General features: G+C 69.0%; 18 protein-coding genes. 8 read left to right on the top strand and 10 right to left on the bottom strand.

What is annotated here, in order from left to right:
* Window positions 1-73: 73 nt before the first annotated feature.
* A complete protein-coding gene (locus tag OH802_RS03030; protein WP_406024971.1) occupies window positions 74-1,588 on the bottom strand; it encodes a flavin-containing monooxygenase in 1,515 nt (504 codons plus the stop codon).
* A gap of 273 nt (window positions 1,589-1,861) precedes the next feature.
* On the opposite strand from OH802_RS03030, the gene OH802_RS03035 reads away from it, so the two are divergent.
* Entirely contained in the window at window positions 1,862-2,674 is an 813-nt protein-coding gene (locus tag OH802_RS03035) for a hypothetical protein (protein WP_406024973.1), read from the top strand.
* Between the two features lie 70 nt (window positions 2,675-2,744).
* Here the strand turns inward: OH802_RS03035 and OH802_RS03040 are convergent, their stop codons facing one another.
* Window positions 2,745-3,908, bottom strand: coding sequence for a CaiB/BaiF CoA transferase family protein (locus tag OH802_RS03040; protein ID WP_406024975.1), 1,164 nt, complete (start codon window positions 3,906-3,908; stop codon window positions 2,745-2,747).
* 186 nt (window positions 3,909-4,094) lie between these two features.
* Between OH802_RS03040 and OH802_RS03045 the strand changes: the two genes are divergently transcribed.
* Both OH802_RS03045 and OH802_RS03050 read left to right on the top strand, forming a co-directional pair.
* The gene (locus tag OH802_RS03045) at window positions 4,095-5,501 is read left to right on the top strand and encodes a protein kinase domain-containing protein (RefSeq protein WP_406024977.1); all 1,407 of its coding nucleotides are present in this window, start codon (window positions 4,095-4,097) and stop codon (window positions 5,499-5,501) included.
* A gap of 167 nt (window positions 5,502-5,668) precedes the next feature.
* Window positions 5,669-7,117 (top strand): glyceraldehyde-3-phosphate dehydrogenase, encoded by a 1,449-nt coding sequence (locus OH802_RS03050; RefSeq protein WP_378817907.1) that lies wholly within the window; start codon window positions 5,669-5,671, stop codon window positions 7,115-7,117.
* 22 nt (window positions 7,118-7,139) lie between these two features.
* Here the strand turns inward: OH802_RS03050 and OH802_RS03055 are convergent, their stop codons facing one another.
* From OH802_RS03055 to OH802_RS03070, 4 genes are all read right to left on the bottom strand, one after another.
* Window positions 7,140-7,856, bottom strand: coding sequence for a hypothetical protein (locus OH802_RS03055; protein WP_406024980.1), 717 nt, complete (start codon window positions 7,854-7,856; stop codon window positions 7,140-7,142).
* A 250-nt stretch (window positions 7,857-8,106) separates the two neighbouring features.
* Complete coding sequence (locus tag OH802_RS03060) at window positions 8,107-8,859, bottom strand: amino acid ABC transporter ATP-binding protein (RefSeq protein ID WP_406024982.1); 753 nt, start codon at window positions 8,857-8,859, stop codon at window positions 8,107-8,109.
* Window positions 8,856-9,725 carry an amino acid ABC transporter permease gene (locus OH802_RS03065; RefSeq protein WP_406024984.1) on the bottom strand — a complete coding sequence of 290 codons (870 nt, stop codon included), beginning with the start codon at window positions 9,723-9,725 and terminating at the stop codon, window positions 8,856-8,858. The genes OH802_RS03060 and OH802_RS03065 overlap by 4 nt, the downstream gene beginning before the upstream one ends.
* A complete protein-coding gene (locus OH802_RS03070; protein ID WP_406024986.1) occupies window positions 9,722-10,576 on the bottom strand; it encodes an ABC transporter substrate-binding protein in 855 nt (284 codons plus the stop codon). Before OH802_RS03070 ends, OH802_RS03065 begins: the two co-directional genes overlap by 4 nt.
* A 63-nt stretch (window positions 10,577-10,639) precedes the next feature.
* Here OH802_RS03070 and OH802_RS03075 point away from each other — a divergent pair, with 63 nt between their 5' ends.
* Both OH802_RS03075 and OH802_RS03080 read left to right on the top strand, forming a co-directional pair.
* A complete protein-coding gene (locus OH802_RS03075) occupies window positions 10,640-12,640 on the top strand; it encodes an NADPH-dependent 2,4-dienoyl-CoA reductase (protein WP_406024988.1) in 2,001 nt (666 codons plus the stop codon).
* Between the two features lie 17 nt (window positions 12,641-12,657).
* The gene (locus tag OH802_RS03080) at window positions 12,658-13,077 is read left to right on the top strand and encodes an HIT family protein (RefSeq protein WP_406024990.1); all 420 of its coding nucleotides are present in this window, start codon (window positions 12,658-12,660) and stop codon (window positions 13,075-13,077) included.
* Here the strand turns inward: OH802_RS03080 and OH802_RS03085 are convergent, their stop codons facing one another.
* Entirely contained in the window at window positions 13,078-14,298 is a 1,221-nt protein-coding gene (locus tag OH802_RS03085; protein ID WP_406024992.1) for a glycoside hydrolase family 1 protein, read from the bottom strand.
* 45 nt (window positions 14,299-14,343) lie between these two features.
* On the opposite strand from OH802_RS03085, the gene OH802_RS03090 reads away from it, so the two are divergent.
* The 3 genes from OH802_RS03090 (at window position 14,344) to OH802_RS03100 (ending at window position 17,166) form a co-directional block, all read left to right on the top strand.
* Complete coding sequence (locus tag OH802_RS03090) at window positions 14,344-15,027, top strand: pirin family protein (protein ID WP_406024994.1); 684 nt, start codon at window positions 14,344-14,346, stop codon at window positions 15,025-15,027.
* A 91-nt stretch (window positions 15,028-15,118) separates the two neighbouring features.
* On the top strand, window positions 15,119-15,649 hold the full coding sequence (locus OH802_RS03095) for a hypothetical protein (protein WP_406024996.1): 531 nt from the start codon (window positions 15,119-15,121) through the stop codon (window positions 15,647-15,649).
* Window positions 15,650-15,663: 14 nt separating this feature from the next.
* A complete protein-coding gene (locus OH802_RS03100; RefSeq protein ID WP_406024998.1) occupies window positions 15,664-17,166 on the top strand; it encodes a flotillin family protein in 1,503 nt (500 codons plus the stop codon).
* Window positions 17,167-17,426: 260 nt separating this feature from the next.
* Here OH802_RS03100 and OH802_RS03105 read toward each other — a convergent pair whose 3' ends face one another.
* The 3 genes from OH802_RS03105 to OH802_RS03115 form a co-directional block, all read right to left on the bottom strand.
* Entirely contained in the window at window positions 17,427-19,226 is a 1,800-nt protein-coding gene (locus OH802_RS03105; protein ID WP_406025000.1) for a penicillin-binding transpeptidase domain-containing protein, read from the bottom strand.
* A 196-nt stretch (window positions 19,227-19,422) separates the two neighbouring features.
* A complete protein-coding gene (locus OH802_RS03110; RefSeq protein ID WP_406025002.1) occupies window positions 19,423-20,445 on the bottom strand; it encodes an SGNH/GDSL hydrolase family protein in 1,023 nt (340 codons plus the stop codon).
* Between the two features lie 125 nt (window positions 20,446-20,570).
* The gene (locus OH802_RS03115) at window positions 20,571-22,661 is read right to left on the bottom strand and encodes an MMPL family transporter (RefSeq protein ID WP_406025004.1); all 2,091 of its coding nucleotides are present in this window, start codon (window positions 22,659-22,661) and stop codon (window positions 20,571-20,573) included.
* Window positions 22,662-22,739: the final 78 nt, after the last annotated feature.

The following is a 22,739-nucleotide window of genomic DNA, read 5'->3' on the forward strand; positions in this document are numbered from 1 at the left end:
TCGTAGTCCCACGTACTTCACGCCGGGACCGGAACGCTTGTCACAGTAATCACAGACCCGGCGCCGAAAGTGGTCAGGCGAAACGGATCACACCGTCCGCGACCGGCGACCCGAGCGCCTTCATGTCCACGAGGTAGTTCTGCTTCGCGGTCCACGGCGACCGGTCACCGGCCTTCGGCATCAAGTCCAGCGAGCGCTGGATGTAACCGGAGGCGAGGTCCATGAACGGCCGCTCCTCGACGCTCGGGTCGCGGGTGACCGCGGCGACGTCGTAGCCGTTCTCCCCCATGAAGTCGAGCAGCCGGATCACGTAGTCGGTGACCAGGTCGGCCTTGAGGGTCCAGGAGGCGTTGGTGTAGCCGATGGTGTAGGCGAAGTTCGGGATCCCGGTGATCATCAGGCCCTTGTAGGCCATCTGCTCGGGCAGGCTGACCGGCTCACCGTCGACGGTGTAGTCGAGGCCGCCGAAGAGCCTCAGGTTGAGGCCGGTGGCGGAGATGACGATGTCGGCCTCGAGCGTCTCGCCCGACTCGAGCTCGATGCCCTTCGGCACGAACGTCTTGATCCGGTCGGTCACCACTGCGGCGTACCCCTCGCGGATCGACTTCATCATGTCGCCGTCGGGGACGAAGCAGATGCGCTGGTCCCACGGGTCGTAGGGCGGGTTGAAGTGCTTGTCGACGTACGCGATCGCCTCGTCCTTGGTCATGCCAGGGCGGCCGCCGCGGGCGGTGAGTCCGTTGATCCACTGGTCGCGGATCACCTTCTTGACCACGCCGGGAGCCCGGCGGGCGATCTGATAGGTGCCGACGGTGAGGGCGATGTTCTCCCAGCGAACGGTCTCGTGGCCGATCTTCTCGCGCACGCGCTTGAAGGGCAGCTTGCCGAGCAGCTTGAACGGCGCCGTCTTCAGCAGCGAGGCGATCGCGTCCTGACCCGGGCGGGAGAGGATGTACGTCGGCGTGCGCTGCAGCATCGTCACCTTCTCGGCCCGGTCGCTGCCCTCGCCCGCCAGGTTGGGCAGGAGGGTGACGGCGGTCGCGCCGGAGCCGATGATGACGACCTTCTTGCCCGCGTAGTCGAGGTCCTCGGGCCAGTGCTGCGGGTGGACGAAGGTGCCCTCGTAGTCGTCGAGACCGGCGAACTCCGGCTGGTAGCCGTTGGCGTAGTCGTAGTAGCCCGAGCAGTTCCACAGGAAGCCGGCGGTGATCTCGGTCGGGCCGTCGGCGGTCTCGATGGAGACCGTCCACTGCTTGTCCTCGGTGCTCCACGCGGCACCGGTGACCTTGTGCCCGTAGTGGATCAGCTTGTCGACGCCGTAGTCCTTCGCCGTCTGGCGCAGGTAGTCACGGATCTGGTGACCATCGGCGAGCGCCTGCGCGCTCTCCCACGGCCGCCACTTGAAGGCGAAGGTGAACATGTCGGAGTCGGACCGGATCCCCGGATAGCGGAAGAGGTCCCAGGTGCCGCCACTGGAATCACGCTGCTCGAGGATCGCGAGCGTCTTTCCAGGAAGGCGCTCACGGAGCTGTGCGGCCGCTCCGATGCCGGAGACGCCGGCACCGATGATCAGTACGTCGACATGCATGTGGGTCAGGTTACCCGGGAGTACGTGTTTGCGACACCCTGTCCCGCAAACTTTTGCAAGCATTTTGGATCTCCACCGCTGATCAACGGCATGCAAACAATCGCCACCCGGTCACCACAACCGTGCTTGTAGTCACTACGCTGCGAGCTGCAGCTGTGGGGGCGGCGAAGCATCCACAGCGATTTCGGGGTCACTCACCCATCGCTTTCGGTGGCTGAGGCTGCATGCGGACCGCATGGTGCGGTCAGATGGTCTTCGAAAGGTTTTCGAGTGTTGAGTTTCGTACGCGCCGGCGCGATCGTCGCCGGCGTCACCCTTGCCGGGCTCTCAGCCGCCCCGGCGTTCGCGACCGACCCCGCGGGCAACAACGGCACCGTCAAGATCGAGGAGTACCTCGCTCCCGACGACGCGCCCGACACCACGCCGGAGAACGACCCCCACCAGGGATGCAAGTTCGACATCGAGTGGTACGGCTTCGACGAGGGCGTCGACATCGTCTCGAAGGTCTCCTTCGAGCTGCAGGCTCCGACCCTCGACGGCGAGCTCGACGTCGACGGTGAGCTCGAGGTCTTCGTCGGCGACGACGCCGCCTCCGGCGCCGGCACCGACGACGGCTTCGACGGCCGCGAGACCTACACCCTCCACTCGACCGGTGTCGCGCACGCCCAGCAGGGTTACCACGTGAAGGTCACTGTCCACACCCCGGGCAGCCAGGGCAACGACACCAAGTCCAAGGTCTTCTGGTTCGAGAACTGCGTCACGGAGACCGAGTCCCCCTCGCCGTCCCCCTCCGAGTCGCCTTCGGAGTCCCCGTCCGAGACCCCGACCGAGGAGCCCTCCGAGACGCCGACCGAGGCCACCCCGGTCTCCGACGAGACCGAGCCGGCTGACGAGGAGTCCTCCGAGGCGCCGGTCACCGACTCCGACGTCCCGACCAACATCGACGCCGGCCTCGCCGGTGAGAGCGACTCCGCCGTACCCGCGATGTGGCCGCTGCTGGCCATGCTCGCCGGTGCTGCCGCTGCCGGCACCGCGCTCGTCGTGGTCCTGCGTCGCCGCGCTGCCGCTCTGGTCCACAAGGACTGAGCCAACCCGCGTCACATAGAACGGCGCGGCGTATGACCTTCGGGTCGTACGCCGCGCCGTTTCTGCGTCTTCAGTCCTGGAACGCGGCGCCCTTCTCGATCAGCGCGTCGGCGTCCTCGATGCCCCAGGCGGCGAGGGCCTCGCGGGTGTGCTGGCCCGCGCTGGCGGCCGGTCCCGCACCCAGGGTGGAGGTGGTCCGGCTGAACCGCGGAGCCGGGGCGGGCTGGGTGACGCCGTCGTGGGTGACGTACGTCTGGCGGGCCTGCAGGTGCGGATGCGTAGCGGCCTCGGAGGGGGTGAGGACGGGGGCGACGCAGGCGTCGGTGCCCTCGAAGAGCTCGGCCCACTCGGCCATCGTCTTGGACGCGAAGGTCTTGGCGAAGAGGTCGCGCATCTCGTCGTAGCGCTCCATCTCGTACTGCCCCGGGCAGACCCCGTCGAGCCCGAGCCGGGTGACCATCTCGGCGAAGAACTTGCCCTCCAGCGCGCCGACCGCGACCTGTCGACCGTCGGAGGTGTCGTAGAGCGCGTAGAACGGCATCGCGCCGTCGAGCAGGTTGCTCTGGCGCTGCTCGTGCCAGGTGCCGGAGGCGAGCATCCCGGAGATCATCGTGGCGAGGTGGGCGGTGCCGTCCACGATCGCGGCGTCGACGACCTGCCCCTGGCCGGTGGTCTTGGCCTCGACGAGCGCGGCCAGGATGCCCATCACCAGGTAGGTCGATCCGCCCCCGAAGTCGCCGAGCAGGTTGAGCGGGAAGTGCGGACGGTCCCGGTCCTGGCCGAGCCCGTTGAGCACGCCGGTTGTGGCGATGTAGGTGAGGTCGTGTCCGGCGGACTGGGCCAGCGGGCCGTCCTGGCCCCAGCCGGTCATCCGGCCGTAGACGAGGCGCGGGTTGCGCTCCAGGCAGGTGTCGGGTCCCAGGCCTAGGCGGTCGGTGACGCCCGGGCGCAGTCCCTCGATGAGCACGTCGGCGGTCTCCACCAGGCGCAGGACGGTCTCGACGGCGTCCGGGTTCTTGAGGTCCAACGCGATGCTCGGGCGGCCGCGGGTGAGCAGGTCGCCGGCACCGCCGCCGAGCACGTTGCCGCCCGGCCGGTCGACCCGGATCACGTCCGCACCCATGTCCGCGAGGAGCGTGCAGGCGTGCGGCCCCGGCCCGATCCCCGCCAACTCGACGACCTTGACCCCGCGGAGGGGACCGGTGCCCTGGCCCAACGTCACTGATTCAGTCATGACGGCCATCCTTCCAAAGTCCAGCCTCCCAGAGTCCGGAACCCTCCGCCCGGCGTGACCTGATCGCGGAGCCGAGTCCGATACGCTCCGAGACACACTCGCCGGTGCACAGGAGCAGAGAAGTTGTCTCGGGAAATCCCCACATCCCCCCAGTCCGCCCCCCAGGCCACCTCTGTGAGCCCGCTGATGGCGAACGATCCCCGCGAGATGGGTCCGTACGTGCTCACCGGCCGCCTCGGCCACGGTGGCATGGGCGTCGTCTACCTGGGCGAGGACGCGTACGGGATGCAGGCGGCGGTGAAGGCGATCCTTCCCGAGCTCACCTCCGACCCGGGGTTCCGCGCGCGGTTCGAGCGGGAGATCCAGGCAGCCAAGAGGGTCCAGAGCCGGTTCACCGCGAGGGTTCTCGACGCCGACCCCGATGCCGAGCAGCCCTGGATGGCGAGCGAGTACGTCGCCGACCCGCCGCTCAACAAGCTGATCGGCTCCGGCCAGCGCCTGCCCGAGATCGACGTACGCCAGCTGGTCGCCGGCGTCGCCGAGGCCCTCGCGGCGGTGCACGCTGCCGGGCTGGTCCACCGCGACATCAAGCCGGGCAACATCCTCTACGGCGCCACCGACCCGTGCGTGATCGACATGGGCATCGCGCGCTCCGTCGACGGCACCGCGCTGACCCAGACCGGCAAGGCGGTCGGCACCTACGGCTACCAGGCGCCCGAGCAGGTCCAGACCGGCACCTTCTCCAGCGCCGTCGACATCTGGGCGCTGGGCCTGGTCGCCTTCGTCGCGGCCACCGGCCGCTGGCCGTTCAGTGGCGAGATCGGCTCGATGGGGCATCTCCTCAAGGGCGAGTCGCCCAACCTGAGCCTCTGTCCGGTCTACCTGCGCCCACTGGTCGCCGCCTGCCTGGCCGAGGACCCGACCGGACGCCCCTCCGCGGCGGACATCCTGGCCACCAACGGTGACTGGACCCTGCTGCCGGCCCCGGTCACCTCGGAGGAGGAGACCAGCATCGGCACGCTGTCGCCGGCGCTCACCACGGGTGGGATCGCTCGTGCCCCGCACCCCGCCGCGGCTTCTTCCAACACCGCCGACCTGCCGACGATGGCGCCCACGTTCGCTGAGCCTGCCGAGCCTTCCGGCCGGCGCTGGAAGGTCGCGGTCCTGGCTGCGGCGGCCGTGGTCCTGGTCTCGGCCGGCGTGGCCGTCGCCGCCAACCCCGGCCTCCTGCCCGGCCAGGACGAGACACCGAAGGTCGGCGAGGTGACGCCGTCTGCCGAGCCGAGCACCGGCGAGAGCAGCACCGCGCCGACGACGCCGGTCGGCGGCTCGGTCGACACCGGGACGGATCCCGGTCTGAACGAGGAACCCGACGACGAGGGCGCGGAGGGCGACGGCGAGATCGACCCCAGCAGCGGTACGGAAACCGGCGACGCGGCTCCTTCCGAGACACCGGACGCGAGCGCGCCGGCCCCCAGCGACCCGGCCACCGACCCGGCCACCGAGACGCCGACGGCCGAGCCGACAGAGACCGCGACGGTCGAGCCGACCGAGGATCCCGTCGAGGATCCGACGGCGACCGCGACTCCCTGACGGCTCGGTCAGCTCGTTCTGAAGGGCGGCTCGTAGGGGTCGGAGAGACCCCGGTCACACCGTGTCCAAGGTTGGATCGATCAAGGTGGCCGGGGGTCTCGTCACGCCGATAATCGAGCCTGGCGGGGTGTGCCGTCCCTTCTTCCCGAGCAACCGAAAGTTGAGCTGTGAGCGACACCGACGAGACCTTCAACGACTGGCAGCACCGCGAGGAGCTCGCGGAGACGATGATCCCGATCATCGGCAAGCTCTACCGCGAGAAGGATGTCACCATCCTGGTCCACAGCCGGTCGCTGGTGAGCAAGTCCGACATCTCGATCCTCAAGGCGCACCGCTTCGCGCGCCAGATCGAGGGCGAGGAGCTCTCGGTCACCGAGACGTTCCCGCTGCTCCAGGCGGTCGCCAAGCTCGACCTCGGTCCCTCGAAGATCGACCTGGGCCTGCTCGCGGTCCAGTACGCCGAGGACGAGCGTGGCCTCTCCGTCGACGACTTCGTCGCCGAGAAGCTGTCTGGCGCCACGGGCGAGAACAAGCTCGAGCGCAACGGCGGCCAGGACGTCGTGCTCTACGGCTTCGGCCGGATCGGCCGGCTCGTCGCCCGGCTCCTCGTCGAGAAGGCCGGCTCGCGCCACGGTCTGCGGCTGAAGGCCGTCGTTGTCCGCAAGGGCGGCGAGGACGACCTCATCAAACGCGCCTCCCTGCTGCGTCGCGACTCGATCCACGGCCAGTTCGCCGGCACCATCACGGTGGACGAGAAGAACGGCGTGATCATCGCCAACGGCAACCCGATCCAGTTCATCTACTCCAACGACCCGACGACGGTCGACTACACGGCGTACGGCATCAAGGACGCCATCCTCATCGACAACACCGGCAAGTGGCGTGACCGCGAGGGCCTCTCGCAGCACCTGCGTCCGGGCGTCAAGAAGGTCCTGCTGACCGCGCCGGGCAAGGGCGACGTCCCCAACATCGTCCACGGCGTCAACCACCAGACCCTCACCGGCGACGAGTCCGTGATCTCCTGCGCCTCCTGCACGACCAACGCGATCGTGCCGCCGCTGAAGCTGATGGAGGACCGCTTCGGCATCGTCCGCGGTCACGTCGAGACGGTGCACTCGTTCACCAACGACCAGAACCTGCTGGACAACTACCACAAGGCCGACCGCCGCGGCCGCTCCGCACCGCTCAACCTGGTGCTCACCGAGACCGGTGCCGCTTCCGCCGTCGCGAAGGCGCTCCCGGACCTGAAGGCGAAGATCACCGGCAACTCGATCCGCATCCCCACCCCGGATGTCTCGATCGCGATCCTGTCGCTCTCGCTCAAGAGCGAGACCTCGAAGGAAGAGGTCGTCGACTACCTCCGCGAGGCCTCGCTCACCGGCGAGCTGCGTCGCCAGGTGGACTTCACCACCGCCCGCGACGCGGTCTCCTCCGACTTCATCGGCTCGCGCGCCGCCTCGATCGTCGATGGCAACGCGACCATCGTCGACGGCGACTCCGCCATCCTCTACGTCTGGTACGACAACGAGTTCGGCTACTCCTGCCAGGTCGTCCGCACCGTGCAGTCGATCTCCGGTGTCGAGTACCCGACTTTCCCGGCCCCGGCTGCTGTCTGAGCCGCCTGAAGCGGAACAGCCTCTACGCTGCCCCGTCTCGTCCGATCTCCGGATGAGGCGGGGCATCTTGGTCCCAAGCCCGGAGGATGGCGTCGGTGTCGGTCAGGCCGACCTGCGCCACGTCGCGCAGGACCGGGGCGGATCGGAGCCACATCTCGTACTCGAGCCGCTCCTTCTGCTTGTCGGCATCGACCCTGAGCCAGTCGACCTCACGCAACGGCCCGTTCGTCGGCGCACCCCAGACCGTCACCGCCGGCCCGTGCTCGAGGGGCAACCAGGTCTCCTTCATCGGCTCGAACCAGTTGCCCGGCGGTTCGACCCGGAACGTACGCGGCGGCGCACTGCGGTTCGCCGCCGGCGGTGCTCCTTCGTCGTAAGTGTGGCCGGTCACCTCCGCTCCGAACACCACCCAGCTGGCGACCGTCGCGACCAGCGGGAACCGGCCGCCGTCCACGCAGCCCCAGCGGTCCAGCATCGAGCCGAGGAGGGGCGGCAGGTACCAGTTGCGTCGCACGATCTCGGCCTGCTCCTCCCAGGTCTGTGCGAGGTCCAGCTTGCGATCGCGACCGAGCCTGACGATGAGCGGCCGGACCGTGTCCAACGTCTGGTCCGTGCAGCGCGGTCGCGCGAGCAGCTCGGCCAGCCTGCCCACGTCATAGACGATCGAGCTGCCCACCTTCCGCCCTGGGCCGGCGAGACCGGTGGTCAGGACTCTGTTCGCCTCGACCTTCCCGATCATGTGCAGCTCGCAGATTCGACGTATCGCCTCGCGCGTCGTGATTCGTGTAGTGACCGCCATACGCAGGGACGATATGAACCCACGTCGCCCCGTGCGACCCGAAATCAAGACCCTGTGGAAAAGCCTGTGGAAACCGCCTGGTGCCCTTCCACCAGGAGCCGGATCCGTTCCTTTTACAAGACGATGACGCTTTGTGAACCGTTCACAAGGTGTCATCGTCTTGTAAAAGGAACGCGCATCGAAGTTCCGCTCAGGAACGGACCCGAGCGAGGAAGGCGCGGGTGCGCTCCTCGACGGGGTCGCCGAAGAGCTGCTCAGGCGGACCCTGCTCCAGCACGCGCCCACCGTCGAGGAAGCAGACCTTGGTGGCGACCTCGCGGGCGAAGGACATCTCGTGGGTGGCGAGCACCAGGGTCGTACCCGCCTCTGCCTCGGCGCGGACGATCTCCAGCACCTCGCCGACGAGCTCGGGGTCGAGGGCGGCGGTGATCTCGTCCAGGAGCAGCAGGCGCGGCCGCGTGCACATCGCGCGCACCAGCGCGACCCGCTGCTGCTGACCTCCCGAGAGGGCGTCGGGATGAGCATCGGCCTTGTCGGCGAGGCCGAACCTAGCCAGCAGCGTCCGCGCCCGATCAGCGGCCTCATCAGCTCGGACACCATGGACGCGCACCTGCGCCAGCGTGCAGTTGTCGAGCACGGACAGATGCGGGAAGAGGTTGTAGGCCTGGAAGACCATCCCGATCTCGCGGCGAACCGAGCGCGGGTCGACGAGCGGGTCGGAGATCTCCCGGCCGTCGAAGGTGATGACCCCGTCGTCGATCGTCTCGAGCAGGTTCAGGCAGCGCAGCAGGGTCGACTTCCCCGACCCCGACGCACCGATCAGGCAGACCACGTCGTGCTCGGCGACGGACAGGTCGAGGTCGTCCAGGACGACCTTCCCCCGATAGGCCTTACGCAGCCCCTTGGCCTCCAGCAACCCGTACCCAGTCATCGGCCCAGTCATCGGCCCTGCTCCTTCTCGATCTGTCGCCGCATCAGCCAGTCGGTGAGCCGGGTGAGCGGGACCGCGACGATGAGGAAGTACGCAGCGGCGACCAGCAGCGGCGTGCCGTTGAAGTTGTAGCCCTGGTAGTCCTGAGCCGCCCGGAGCGCCTCGAAGACACCCACCGCCGAGATCAGCGCGGTGTCCTTCTGCAGCGAGACGAGGTCGTTCATGAGCGGCGGTACGACGCGGCGTACGGCCTGCGGAAGGACCACGAAGCGCATCGTCTGGGAGTGGGTCAGCGCCAGCGCCTCGGCCGAGGCGACCTGAGTCGGATGGATCGCCAGGATGCCGGCACGGAAGACCTCGGCGACGTAGGCGCCGTAGCAGAGCACCAGGGCGAACGTGGTCAGCCAGAACAGCGAGCTGGTCACCCCCGACAGCCCCAGCGCCGGGATGCCGATGCCGCAGATGACGACGACCAGGATCGACGGCACCCCGCGGAAGAGGTCGGTGTAGCCGGTCGCCAGGAGTCGCAGCGGCGCCAGCCACGGTGAGGTCGTCTGGCGGGCGATGGCGACGAGGGCGCCGAGGATGAGTACGCACGGCTCGGCGACCAGGAAGATCCGGATGTTGATCCAGAACCCCTCCGCGATCGCCGCGAACGACTCGCGCGCGTGCGACCAGCTCAGGAAGTAGTCCCGGACCCGGTCCCACCCGGGCGAGGAGAGGACCAGCAGCACCAGCCCGACCGCGACCACGGCGGTCACCACCGTGGCGATGGCCGTCTGCTGGAGCCGCTGCCGGCGACGTACGGCCTGTCTTTCGAGCTCCCGCTCGCTGGGTTCCCAGGTCACCTGCGGGCTGGTCACTTCAGACTGCGTCATTTCAAGACGGGCACGGAGACGACGTCGGAGAGCCACTCCTTCTCGAGCGCGGCGAGGGTTCCGTCCTCCTCGAGCGCGGTCAGCGCCTCGTCGAGGCAGGACGCCAGGCCGCTGTCCTTCTCGGTCAGCAGGCCGAACTCCTCCGGCTTCTCGCTGCTCTCGAACTGCCCGGTGATCGTGCTGCCCTCGATCTCGGCGGCGGTGATGTAGAACGCGGTCGGCAGGTCGAAGACGAGCGCGTCGACCTGGCCGTTGAGCAGCGCCTGCTTGGCCTGGTCGCTGGTGTCGAAGACCAGCGGGTCAGTGGTCGGCTGCACGTCCTCGCGGATCGCGGTGAGTGACGTGGTCGCGGTCTGGGCGCCGAGCTTGAGGTCCTTCAGGTCGGCCAGCGACCCCGCCGCAGCGGCACCATCTTCCATCGTCACGACCGCCTGCGAGGCCGTGTAGTAGCCCTGCGAGAAGTCGACGACGTTCGCCCGCTCGGGCGTGATCGAGATCTGGTTGATGTCGAAGTCGAACTTCTTCTCGCCCGGCGTGTAGGAGGTGTTGAACGCCTGCTTGACCCAGACGACGTCGTCCTTCGCGAACCCGAGCTGCTCGGCGACGGCGTAGGCGACCGCCGACTCGAAGCCCTTGCCGTTGCTGGGGTCGTTCTCGGAGAACCACGGTTCGTACGCCGGGGAGTCGGTGCCGATGGTCAGCTTGCCGTCTTGCTTCAGCGGCAGGTCGGCGGCCTCGCAGGAGGCCGGTGCGCCGCCCCCGGCGCTGGTGTCGCCCTCGCCTCCACAGGCGGTCAGCGCCGCCGTGAGAGCGAGCGGAGCGACGATAAGGGCAGTAAGGCGAGTACGCATGTGCGGAATGGTAAATGGAACACGCACTGGCCGCTTCTTATTACTCATGAGTAGCATACGGCCATGGCGTACGAATCCCTGCTCTCACCGATCACCATCGGGTCGCTCACGCTGCGCAACCGGGTGGTGATGGGGTCGATGCACACCGGCCTCGAGGACCACGCGTGGGACATCCCGAAGCTGGCGGCCTACTTCGCCGAGCGGGCACGCGGCGGCACCGGGCTGATCATCACCGGCGGCTACGCCCCGAACAAGCGCGGCTGGCTCAAGCCGTTCGCGAGCGAGATGAGCTCCCGGCTGCACGCCGCCCAGCACCGCCGGGTCACCGGCGCGGTGCACGATGAGGGCGGCGCGATCGCGATGCAGGTGCTGCACGCGGGTCGCTACGCCTACACGCCGTTCTCGGTCAGCGCCTCGGCCGTCCAGGCGCCGATCAACCCGTTCAAACCCGCGGCCCTCTCCGACAAGGCCGTGGACGCGACCGTGAACGACTTCGCGAAGAGCATCTCGCTGGCGAAGAAGGCGGGCTACGACGCGGTCGAGATCATGGGCTCGGAGGGCTACCTGATCAACCAGTTCCTCGCCGAGCGGACCAACCAGCGCGAGGACCGCTGGGGCGGCACCGCGACCAACCGGATGCGGTTCCCGGTGGAGATCGTGCGACGCTCTCGCGAGCTGGTCGGTGACGACTTCCCGATCATCTTCCGGCTCTCGATCCTCGACCTGGTCGAGGACGGCCAGACGTGGGAGGAGACGATCGAGCTCGCCTATGCGCTCCAGGACGCCGGCGTCTCGGTGTTCAACACCGGCATCGGCTGGCACGAGGCGCGGGTGCCGACGATCATCACCCAGGTCCCGCGTGGTGCGTGGCTCGACATGACCGCCCGCCTCAAGGCCGAGGTGTCGATCCCGGTCTGCGCCTCCAACCGGATCAACACCCCCGAGCTCGCCGACGGGGCGATCGCCGAGGGCAAGGCCGACCTGGTCTCGATGGCCCGGCCGCTGCTGGCCGACCCCGAGTTCGTCAAGAAGACCGCCGAGGGCCGCACCGACGAGATCAACACCTGCATCGCCTGCAACCAGGCCTGCCTGGACCACGCCTTCTCCAACAAGGCCGCCTCCTGCCTGGTCAACCCGCGCGCGGCGCGCGAGACGACGCTGGTGCTCAGGCCGACCAAGCTCAAGCAGACCGTGGCCGTCGTCGGCGCCGGACCGGCCGGCCTCGCCGCCGCCACCTCGGCCGCCGAGCGCGGCTTCGCAGTGACCCTGTTCGAGAAGTCCTCGCAGGTCGGAGGCCAGTTCCGCCTCGCGATGGCGGTGCCCGGCAAGGAGGACTTCAAGGACACGCTGCGCTACTTCACCCGGCGCCTGGAGGTGCTGGGCGTCGAGGTACGTCTCGACACCGAGGCCACCACCGCCGACCTGGAGCCCTTCGACCACGTCATCGTCTCCACCGGCGTCACGCCGCGGCTCCCGCAGATCGCCGGCTCCGAGGACGACCGGGTCGTGACGTACGCCGACGTGCTCGCCGGCCGGGTCGTCCCGGGCCGCCGCGTGGCCGTGATCGGCGCCGGCGGCATCGGCGTCGACGTGTCCGCCTGGCTGACCCACCAGCCGGAGACCCTCGAGGAGTGGAAGGCCCGTTGGGGCGTCGGCGATCCGGCGACCTTCCGCGGCGGTCTGACCAGGCCGGTCCTGGAGGCACCGGCTCGCCAGGTGACCCTGCTGCAGCGCAAGTCCACCCCGATCGGCATCGGCCTCGGCAAGACCTCCGGCTGGGCCCACCGCGCCCACCTGAAGCAGGACGGCGTCAAGCAGGTCCGGGGCGCGACGTACGACAAGATCGAGGCCGGCGACGACTCCCTCACCCTCCACTACGCCGTCGACGGCGAGCCCCGCACGCTCGAGGTCGACCACGTGATCCTCTGCGCGGGCCAGGAGTCGGTACGCGACCTGTGGACCGAGCGGGAGCACTGGCACCTCATCGGCGGGGCCGACGTGGCCGCCGAGCTCGACGCCAAGCGCGCGATCAGCCAGGGCACCGAGGTCGCCGCGGGCCTGTGACCCGATAGCCTCGGAATATGAGCGATCCCGACTGCCTGTTCTGCAACATCGTCGCGGGCAACATCCCCTCGACGAAGGTCTACGAGGACGAGGAGACGTACGCCTTCACCGACATCGCCCCGGCGGCGGAGGGCCACACTGTGGTGGTGCCGAAGACGCACACCAAGGACGTCCTGGAGGCCGACCCGGCGGTGTACGCCGCGACCGCGAAGACCGCCCAGGCGGTCGCGAAGCGGGCGGTCGACGTGCTGCAGGCGGACGGGGTCAACGTACTCAACAACTGCGGGCCGGCCGCGTGGCAGACGGTGTTCCACCTGCACTTCCACGTGATCCCGCGCTACACCGACAAGACCAGGGACTCGCTCACGCTCCCCTGGGTGCCGCACCCGGGCGACATGGACGCGATCAGGGCGATCGGCGAGAAGCTCGCCTTCTAGTCAGCCGGTCGGGGCGCCTTCGGCATGGGCGGCGACCATGTCGGCGTACCAGCCGAAGGACCGTTTGGGCGTACGCACCCCGGCAGCGTCGACGTGCACCAGGCCGTACTTCCCACCCACGCCGTCCTCCCAGTCCTTGCCGGTGAACGGCGCTTCCCAGCCGTCACGGTCGAGCAGGGTGTAGGCGTAGAAGCCGCGTACGTCGACACCGCGCTCGATGGCGGCCGAGACCGCCTCCAGGTGTGCCTCGAGGTAGTCGATCCGGGCCTGGTCGTCGACCTCGCCGTCGACCATAGGAGCGTCGTACGCAGCACCGCACTCGGTCACCACGATCGGCGGCATCGCGGCGCGATAGCGGGACCGGGTGATGATCAGCCACTCCCGCAGGGCGGTGGGCACCACACCCCAGCCGGTGTCGGTGGCGGGGTAGCCGACGAGCGGCACCATCCGGAACGGGATGTCGTCGCCCTCGGCGGAGGCGCCGATGCGCTGCGGCGCGAAGAAGTTGACCCCGTAGAAGTCGAGGGGTGAACGGATCACGGCCATGTCGCCCGGCATCGTGACCTCGTCGGCGAGACCGGCGATGTCGCGGGGGTAGCGGCCCATCAGCATCGCCTCGAGAGGCACCGCGTTCCAGGCCAGGTCGATGAGCTTGGCCGCGCCGACATCGGCAGGATCCTCCGAGAGCGGCCAGATCGGCTCGTGGTGGTTGGCGCAACCGACGGACTCGACCCCGGCGGCGCGAAGCACCTGCACGCCGCGGCCGTGGGCGAGGAGCAGGTGGTGCATCGCCGCGACGACTCCCCAGCCCGCGCGGCGGCCGGGCGCGATCGTGCCGAGCCCGTAGCCGAGGTAGCCGGCGACGTTGGGATCCTGGACCGGCACCCATTCCGGAACCCGGTCGCCGATCAGGTCCGCGACCGTCTCGGCGTAATCGCCGAACGCATCGACCGTGGCGCGGTTGAGCCAGCCACCGTCGGCGGCCAGCGTCTCCGGCAGCTCGCCGGCGTAGAGCGTGGCCGACGGGCGCAGACCGGCCTCGAGCAGCTCGTCGACCAGGCGGTCGTAGCGAGCGCGGGCATCGGGATCGAAGGCACCGCGCCCACCCGGCTGAAGCTCACGCCAGGAGACCGCGAACCGGTATCCCGGCGCACCGAGACGTTGGAGCAGCGCAACATCCTGCTCGCCCCCCGGCCGGGTGGCGTCTGCAGTGCCGAACACGAAGCCAGTCGGGAACTTGGGAAACGCCACGGCACAATCATGACTGTGACTGCCCAGATCCGCCGAGGAAACGCCCGATTCACGGAACGTCCCCCCGGCCTCCGGCCAGGAAAAATTACCTGGCACACCTACTCATTCGGTTCCCACTACGACCCCCAGCGCGTCGGCTTCGGCCCGATCGTGACCTACGACGAGCACCTGCTGGGCAACGGTGAGGGGTTCGAGACCCATCACCACGCCGGCGTCACGATCGTGACCTGGCCGCTGTCCGGCGAGGTGACCCACACCGACTCGACCGGCGCCACCGGCACCGTCGCGCCCGGCCAGGTCGGCGTCTTCACCACCGGCGACGGTGTCGACCACTCCGAGTTCGCCTCGGCCGCCGGCACCCGGTTCATCCAGGTCTGGATCGCCGGCAGCACCGGCGCGCCGGCGTACGCCGTCCACGACGTCGCCGCGGTCGAAGGCGAGTGGACCGAGGCGGTCCGCCTGGACCAGGGGACGCTGCGGGTCGGTCACGTCGGCACCGCCGGCCATGCCGAGATCACCCTCCCGGAGGCGAGGCTCCGCCATCTCCACGTCGCCTCAGGCGCGCTCCTGCGCAGCGGGATGGCCGAGCCGCTCACCGCTGGCGACGCCTTCGAGGTCACCGCCGGCGACGATCTGCCGCCGGAATTCACGGTCAGAGCGGGCGTACCGACCGAGCTTCTGCTCTGGACCTTCGACTAGGCCGATCAAAGCGCGGACAGGCAGCATCAGAGGCGGATAAGGTCCGCCTTAGACTGCTGCTCAGTGTGGAGACTCTGCCGAAGGATTTGGTGTGACGACGTTCCTGATCATCGGAGCCGTCGGGCTGGGCCTCCTGCTGGTGTCGCTGGTGATCGGCGACCTCCTCGACGGCTTCCTCGGCGGCCTGCTGGACTGGCTGGCGAGCGACTCGTACTCCACCGCCGCGCTGGCCGGATTCGTGTCGGCGTTCGGGTTCGGCGGTGCCATCGCCCACGGGCCGCTGGACCTCGGCCTGCTGCCGTCCATCCTGATCGGCTCCGTCGTCGGAGCGCTCTTCGCCTGGTTCGCGTTGTGGCTGACTCGCCTGCTGAAGGATGACCAGACCGACGCGGCGCCCTCGGGGGAGGCCGCCGTCGGCCTGGACGCTGCCGTGATCACCACGATCCCGGCGGACGGGTTCGGCGTGGTGCGGGTCGCCCTCGGGGGCCACACGGTGACGTACAACGCCAAGGCACCCGACACCGACGAGGCGATCACTCCCGGCACCGCCGTGCACGTGACCGGAGTCCTCTCACCGACGGCAGTCACCGTCGCGCCGACGTGGCGCGAGATCATCTCCTGACTGAAGGAATCCTCATGGAACTGCTGGTGCCGATCGCCGGCCTTGTCGTACTTCTCATCCTGCTTCTGCTGCTGGTCACCAGCCGCTACAAGGTCGCCGGTCCCAACCAGGCCTTCATCGTCACCGGCCGCAAGGGCAAGGCGGTGCTCAACCCCGAGACCGGCCAGCTCACCACCGACCTGTCAGGCCAGAAGGTCGTGCTCGGCGGCGGCGTCTTCGTGGTGCCGTTCGTCCAGAAGCTGGCGACGATGGACCTCTCCTCGCGCCGGATCTCGGTCCAGATCCGCGGCGCGGTCTCCGGGCAGGGCATCAAGCTCAACCTCGAGGGTGTCGCGATCGTGAAGGTGGGCGGCAACGCCGACCAGATCCGGCTGTCCGCACAGCGCTTCCTCTCCCAGCAGGAGGAGATCGAGCCCTTCACGCAGGAGGTGCTCGCCGGCGCGCTGCGTTCGATCGTCGGCGGTCTGACCGTCGAGCAGATCATCCGTGACCGGGCAGCGTTCGCCCAGCGGGTCGCCGACGAGTCCGAGTCGTCGCTAACCGGCCAGGGCCTGATCCTGGACACCTTCCAGATCCAGGACGTCACCGACGACGGCTCCTACCTCGCCAACCTGGGCCGCCCCGAGGCCGCCCGCATCACCCAGGCCGCCTCGATCGCCGAGGCCGAGGCCCGTCGCGCCGCCGAGCAGGCCCGGATCAAGGCCGAGGAGGAGATCGCGGTCGCCCAGCGCGCGCTCGCGCTCAAGCAGGCCGAGATCAAGGCCGAGACCGACGCGGCCACCGCCAACGCCGCCGCCTCCGGTCCGCTGGCCCAGGCCGACCGCGACCAGGCCATCCTCACCGAGCAGGAGAAGGTCGCCGTACGCCAGGCGGCGCTGACCGAGCGACAGCTCGAGACGCAGGTGCGCAAGCCGGCCGACGCGGAGCGCTACCGCGTCGAGCAGGAGGCGGAGGGACGCCGCAGCTCCGAGATCGCCGCCGCGGAGGCCCGCAAGGCGGCCACCATCGCCGCTGCCGAGGCCGACGCCGAGCAGGCCCGACTCTCCGGCGAGGCCGAGAAGGCCCGCCGTGCCGCTCTGGCCGAGGCGGAGGCCATCGAGGGCGCCCGGCGCGGTGACGCGCAGAAGTCGCTGCGTCTGGCCGGCGCCGAGGCCACCCGTGCCGAGGGTGAGGCGAGCGCTGCCGCCACCCTGGCCGTCGGTCACGCCGAGGCCGAGGCGATGGAGAAGCGCGCCGCGGCGTTCGCGTCCTACAACGACGCCGCCGTGCTGCAGATGCTCATCGAGGTCCTGCCGCAGGTCGCCAGGGAGGTCGCCGCGCCGATCAGCGCCATCGACAACCTCACCGTGCTCTCCACCGAAGGGGCCGGCGCCATCCCGAAGCAGGTCAACGACAACGTCATCCAGACCCTCAACATGCTCAAGACCACGACCGGTGTCGACCTCGGCGCGATGCTCCGCAAGGCCGCCGACTCGACCTCGGCGAACGGCACCGTGGAGATCCCGGCCGGGCAGTGACCGATCCACATGTTGCTAACACCCGGTCACAGATCCGGTAGAAAAGCGACATAGACGTGACAGCCAGGAACAAGTCTGGTTATGTATCCACGTCGACGTAGGGAGGGAGCACTCCAAACCTCGACCGGGCCTCGCGGCCGAAAGGCCGCCAGGCTCGCCCCTTGAGCTTCTCTACTGTTCCCCCCGTCGGTAGAGAAGCACCGAGGGAAATTGAATGTGGCCCGGCCTCACGGCCGGGCCACATCTTATTTTGCCGGTCTCTATCGCTCGTTGACCATCCGCAGGAACGCCTCGACGAGCGGGCCCGAGGTGGCGGCACCGTTCTCGCCCTCGTCGACGTAGACGGCCACGGCCAGGTCGCCCTGCGCCGCGATCATCCAGGTGTGCGTGAGGCGCTTGCCGTTGCGGTCGAACTCGGCCGTGCCGGTCTTGGCGATCACCGGCTTGCCCGGAACATCGGCCAGGCCGCTGCCGGTGCCGTCGGTGACCACACCCCGGAAGATCGTACGCAGCTGCTCGGCCTCGTCGGCGGCGAGCGGCTCGACGCCCGACGGCTTGGCGACCTGGCCCTCGACAAGGGTCGGGACCACGGTGTGACCGGCCTGGATGGAGCCGATGACGGCGGCCATCACGAGCGGCGAGGCGAGCACCTTGCCCTGTCCGATCAGGTCGGCGGCGTGCTCGGTCTCGCCCGCGGGCTCGGGGATCTGGCCGAAGTAGGAGGTGAAGCCGGCGTCGCGGTCGATGCCGAAGCCCAGCGAGGCGGCGGCGGAGGCGATCTCGGCGTGGCCGACCTCGCCGGCCACGCCGACCATGGCGGTGTTGCAGGACTCGGCGATGGCGTGGGCGAGGGTGATCTCGCCGAGGGCCGACTTCGGGTACCAGGAGTCGTTCTTGAAGGTCTTGCCGTCGACGGTGGCCTTGGTCGGGCACGTGACCTGACTCTTGGCGTTGAGCCCCTTGCGCAGCAGGGCCAGCGTGGTCGCGGCCTTGAAGGTCGAGCCCGGCGCCGCCTGGCCGTAGGTGGCCAGGTTCATCTTGTTGTCCTCGCCGTTGGCGGCGACCAGCACGGCACCGTCGCTGGGCCGGATCGCCACCAGGGCGCTCTCGGGCTTGACGCGCTTCAGGATCTTCTCGGCGCTCTTCTGCAGCCGCTCGTCGAGGGTGACGGTCAGCGACTTCCCGTCGATCGGGTCGGTGCTGTAGAGCCGCTTGAGGACCTCGCCCTCGTCGCCGAGCACCGCGACCTGCAGCCCGGGCTTCCCCCGCAGCTGCTCGTCGTAGCGTGCCTGCAACCCGGAGAGCCCAGCGAGATCACCCGGAAGGTAGGTCCCGGGCTTCTTCTTCATCATCTCCGCCGTGACCTCACCGACGATGCCGACGACCGGCGAGGCGAACTCCTTGGTCGGGCCGAGCGGGAGGGTCCGGTTGAGCATTGCGGCGCCCTTGATCTTGGCGATCTTCGCGGTCTTGGCCTTCGTCATCATCGGCTTGCGGATCGAGAGCGCCTCGACGAACGCCTTGTCCCCGGCCGCCTTGACGCGCTTGGCGTAGCGCTTCGGGTTGATGCCGACGATCGCGGCGACGTCGCGGGCGGCCGCGGGAGCCGCCACCGGGTCGATCAGGGTCTTGTCGATGCCGACCGTGACGACCGGTCGATCCGCGACCAGGGTCGCTCCGGACGTACTCAGGATCTCGCCGCGCTGCTGCTGGACGGTCTCGACGTGGAGGCTGCGTCCTTCGGCGAGCGTCGGGGCGACGACCGTCGGCTCCCAGACGAACTCCCACTTCTCGTCGGTCTTGCGGAGCTCGACCTCCGACTCGTAGGTCCAGCGGCCGCCCGGCAGGCCCCACGCCCAGGTGAGCGTCGACTTCGCGCTGTCGGTCCCGTGGCCGGAGAAGACCGGCTTGGTCGCGGACACGTCGGGCGCGCCCAGCTTCCCGAACAGGTTGCCCGTCAGATTGCTGTAGTCGGTGGCGACGGCAGCGGGATCGGTCTTCGCCACGAAGTCGACCTTCGTGAAGGTGCCGGTCTCCAGCGCCGTGGTCAGGGTCGACATGCTCGGACCCGGTTCCTTGGCCCCACCACATGCGGCAAGCAGCGGTAAGGCAACAGCAAGGGCCGCTATGCCCCGGGAGACTCGCATGGAACGGTTCTATCAGCCTCGCCCCCAAGATTGGGTTACACCCGTCCAACGCGGAGGTTGTGAAGCCGAGCGCGCCTGGTGGACACACCCGGCTTCACCACCACCTGGATCAGTGCGTCGCCAGCCAGGCGTCCAGGTCGACGCCGCGCTGGTCGGCGAGCTTCTCCAGACGTTCACGGGTCGGCGGCTGGAACACCTTCGGCTCGATGTGGCGGTCGAGGGCGGCGTACTTCCTCTGCTTGGCGGCCTGAGCGGGACCGGTCGCCTCGGCCGCGGCGACCACGGCAGGGGTCGCGGTGACGGAGGCGCCGGTGAGCGGCGAGCTCACCAGAGGGGTGTAGCCGTCACGATGGCCGGCGGTGTTGGCGTGGTAGGACTCCACGATCGGGTTGGAGAGCCCGTTGACCCACTCGGGGTTGTCACAGACCGCGTGTCCGGTGAACCGGCTGATCGGGTTGACGTAGCTGAATCCGGCGGCGCTCGCCCGCGAGGCCGTGGTGTTGTTGAGGAGCACCGCGGTGTCGTTGAGGATCGCCTCGTCCGACGGGCTGAACCAGGTCAACGCGTTGCAGTCCTCGCCCATGAACAGTTTCGGATAGCCCACGACCACCACCTTCGCGCTGGGGGCGGCCGACCGGATCCTCGAGTAGAGGGTCCCTAGGCTGGCCGGGAGCGTGTTGCGGATGTAGTTCTGCGCACCCGCGACGGCTCCCGCGCAGTCGCTCGCCCAGGCGGGGAGAGCGCACTCGGTGATCACGTCGGCGAAGCCGGCGTCGTTGCCGCCGACGGAGATGGTCACGTAACGGGTCGAGCTGGACAGTGCACTGAGCTGGCTGTTGGTGACGTCGGCGACGACCGCGCCCGAACAGGCGCGGAAGTTGAGGCTGTAGCTCTTCGCCGCGGCGACCAGGCTCGGGTACGCCAGGGTCGACCGCATGCATTCGCTGCCGTCGTTGATGTAGCTGCGGGTGCCGACTCCTGAGGAGTAGGAGTCGCCTAGTGCGACGTAAGGCTCCCCAGCCGCGGCGGCTGGGGAGCCTGGGGCGACGGCGAGGCCGGCGCCGAGAAGGACGATGGATGTGAGGGAGACCGCGAGGCGGACTTTGGACAGGCGGAAGATCAAACCGTTCATGGCAACTCCCGAAAGCCGGGGACCGCTGGTGGCGGCCCTTCCCTTCGGTTGTACGCGCCCTTACTTCCGCCCGCAGGAAATTAGTTTCACGTCTTAGTAACTGTCCGGAACCCGCTTACCTGAGTTCATCCGACGTTCTGCAGGCGCGGCAGGAGCCGGTCGAGCCACCGCGGCAGCCACCAGGCGCCGGCGCCGAGCAGCCGCATCACCGCGGGCACGATGAGGCACCGCACCACGACCGCATCGAGCAGCACCGCCACCGCCATCACGAAGCCCATCTCCTGCAGCATCCGGTCGGGGCTGAACCAGAAGGCACCGAAGACCACCACCATGATCGCGGCGGCCGCGGTGATGACGCCGCCGGTGTGCGCCAGCCCTTCTCGGACCGCCTCCTGGGCGTCGCCGCTGCGCAGCCACTCCTCGCGCATCCGCGAGATCAGGAAGACCTCGTAGTCCATCGAGAGCCCGAAGACGATCGCGAAGGTCATCACCGGCAGGAACGCCTCGATCGGACCGGGCTCGACCCCGAGCAGCCCCTCCTGGAAGACGTACGTCATCGCGCCCATCGAGGCGCCGATCGAGAGGAGGTTGAGGATGGCCGCCTTGATCGCCACCGCGACGGATCGGAAGACGCACATCAGCAGCAGCGAGGAGAGCCCGACGACGAGCCCGATGAAGAGCGGCAGCTTCTCCCCGACCGCGTCGGAGTAGTCGATCAGCGCCGCGGTCGATCCGCCGACGAGGACGTCGTCGCCGAGATCGGTGCGCAGATCCTTCACCAGCTCGGTGGTCTCGGCGTCCTGCGGGCCGGTCTCCGGGAAGGCGATGGAGGTGTACACCGCACCGTCGGCCGACGGCTGCGGCGGGGTCACGGAGGCCACACCCGCGTACCCCGTGACCTTCTCGTACGCAGCGACCGCCTGCTCCTGGGAGCCCTCGGTCATGATGATGAGCGGGCCGTTGGCACCGGGGCCGAACTTGTCGCTGACCAGGTCGTACGCCTTCCGCGTGGTCGAGGATGGGTCGTCGTTGCCGGCGTCGGCGAAGCCGAGCTGGAGGCCGAGGACCGGGGTGGCCAGCGCGCCGAGAGCGACCAGGGAGACGACCAGCGCGGCCCACGGGTGCCGCTGGACACCGGAGGCCCATGCCCGCCAGCGCTGGCCGGGCTCACGCCGAGACCGGGCCGCGTGCTTGCGTACGGACTTCTCCAGGCGCTTGCCGAACAGCGTCAGCAGCGACGGCAGCAGGGTGACCGCGGCGATCATGGTCATCAGGACGGTGAGGGCGACGCCGAGCACGACCCCCTGGATCGAGGTCAGCTGCAGCACGTAGAGGCCGCAGAGAGCGAGGATCACGCTGACGCCGGCGAAGAGGACCGAGCGACCGGCGGTGTCGATCGCGGTCGCTGCGGCATCCTCCCGGGTGGCGCCACCGAGCAGCTCGCTGCGGTAGCGCGAGAAGACCAGCAGCGCGTAGTCGATGCCCACGCCGAGCCCGACGATCATCAGCATCGGTGCGGTGTAGTCCGGGATCGTGGTCAGGTGCGAGAGCAGCGTGACCACTCCGAAGGTCGTGCCGACCGCGAAGATCGCGGTGATAAGCGGCAGGCTCGCCGCCAGGAACGAGCCGAACATGAACAGCATGATCACCAGCGCGGCGAGCATGCCCATCCCCTCGGAGCTGCCGCCCTCGCCCTCGTTCACCTCGCGCATCGAGTCCCCGGACATCTCGATCTGGAGGTCGTCGGTCGACGTCTCTTCCGCCAGCTCGAGGAACGGCTCATAGGCGCTCACGGGGAGCTCTCCGGCCTCGGCGTCCATCACGATGGTGACCAACGCGGTCGTACCGTCCTCGCTCACCGACCCGCGCTGCGGATCCGCCGCTTCGACGGTCTCGACATGAGGGACCTCGGCGAGGTCGGCGAGCAGCTGATCCACGGCCTGCTCGTCGGTGTTCCAGCCGCGCTCGTCGTGGATGACCGCGCGCACCTCGTCACCGGTCGATCCGCCGTGCTTCGCCTGCAGGTCGGCCATCTCCTGCGACTGGGTGCCGGGGATGTCGAAGGAGTTGCGGTAGTCGTCGCCGATGCTCTGCGCCGCCGCCGTCACGCCCACCAGGACGACCACCCACAGCAGCAGCGCGGTCCAGTGATGGCGTTGGGAGAAGGACGCCAGTCGCCGCAGCGGACTGGGTCTCGTGATCGTCTGGGTGGTCATCATGTCTCCTGTCGTGTCTCGCCTGGCTATAGGTAGTCTGGCAACATGTATGGAGCCAATGTACGTCGGACTGTGTAG

The sequence above is a fragment of the Nocardioides sp. NBC_00850 genome (genome assembly GCF_045207335.1).
Lineage (GTDB): Bacteria > Actinomycetota > Actinomycetes > Propionibacteriales > Nocardioidaceae > Nocardioides.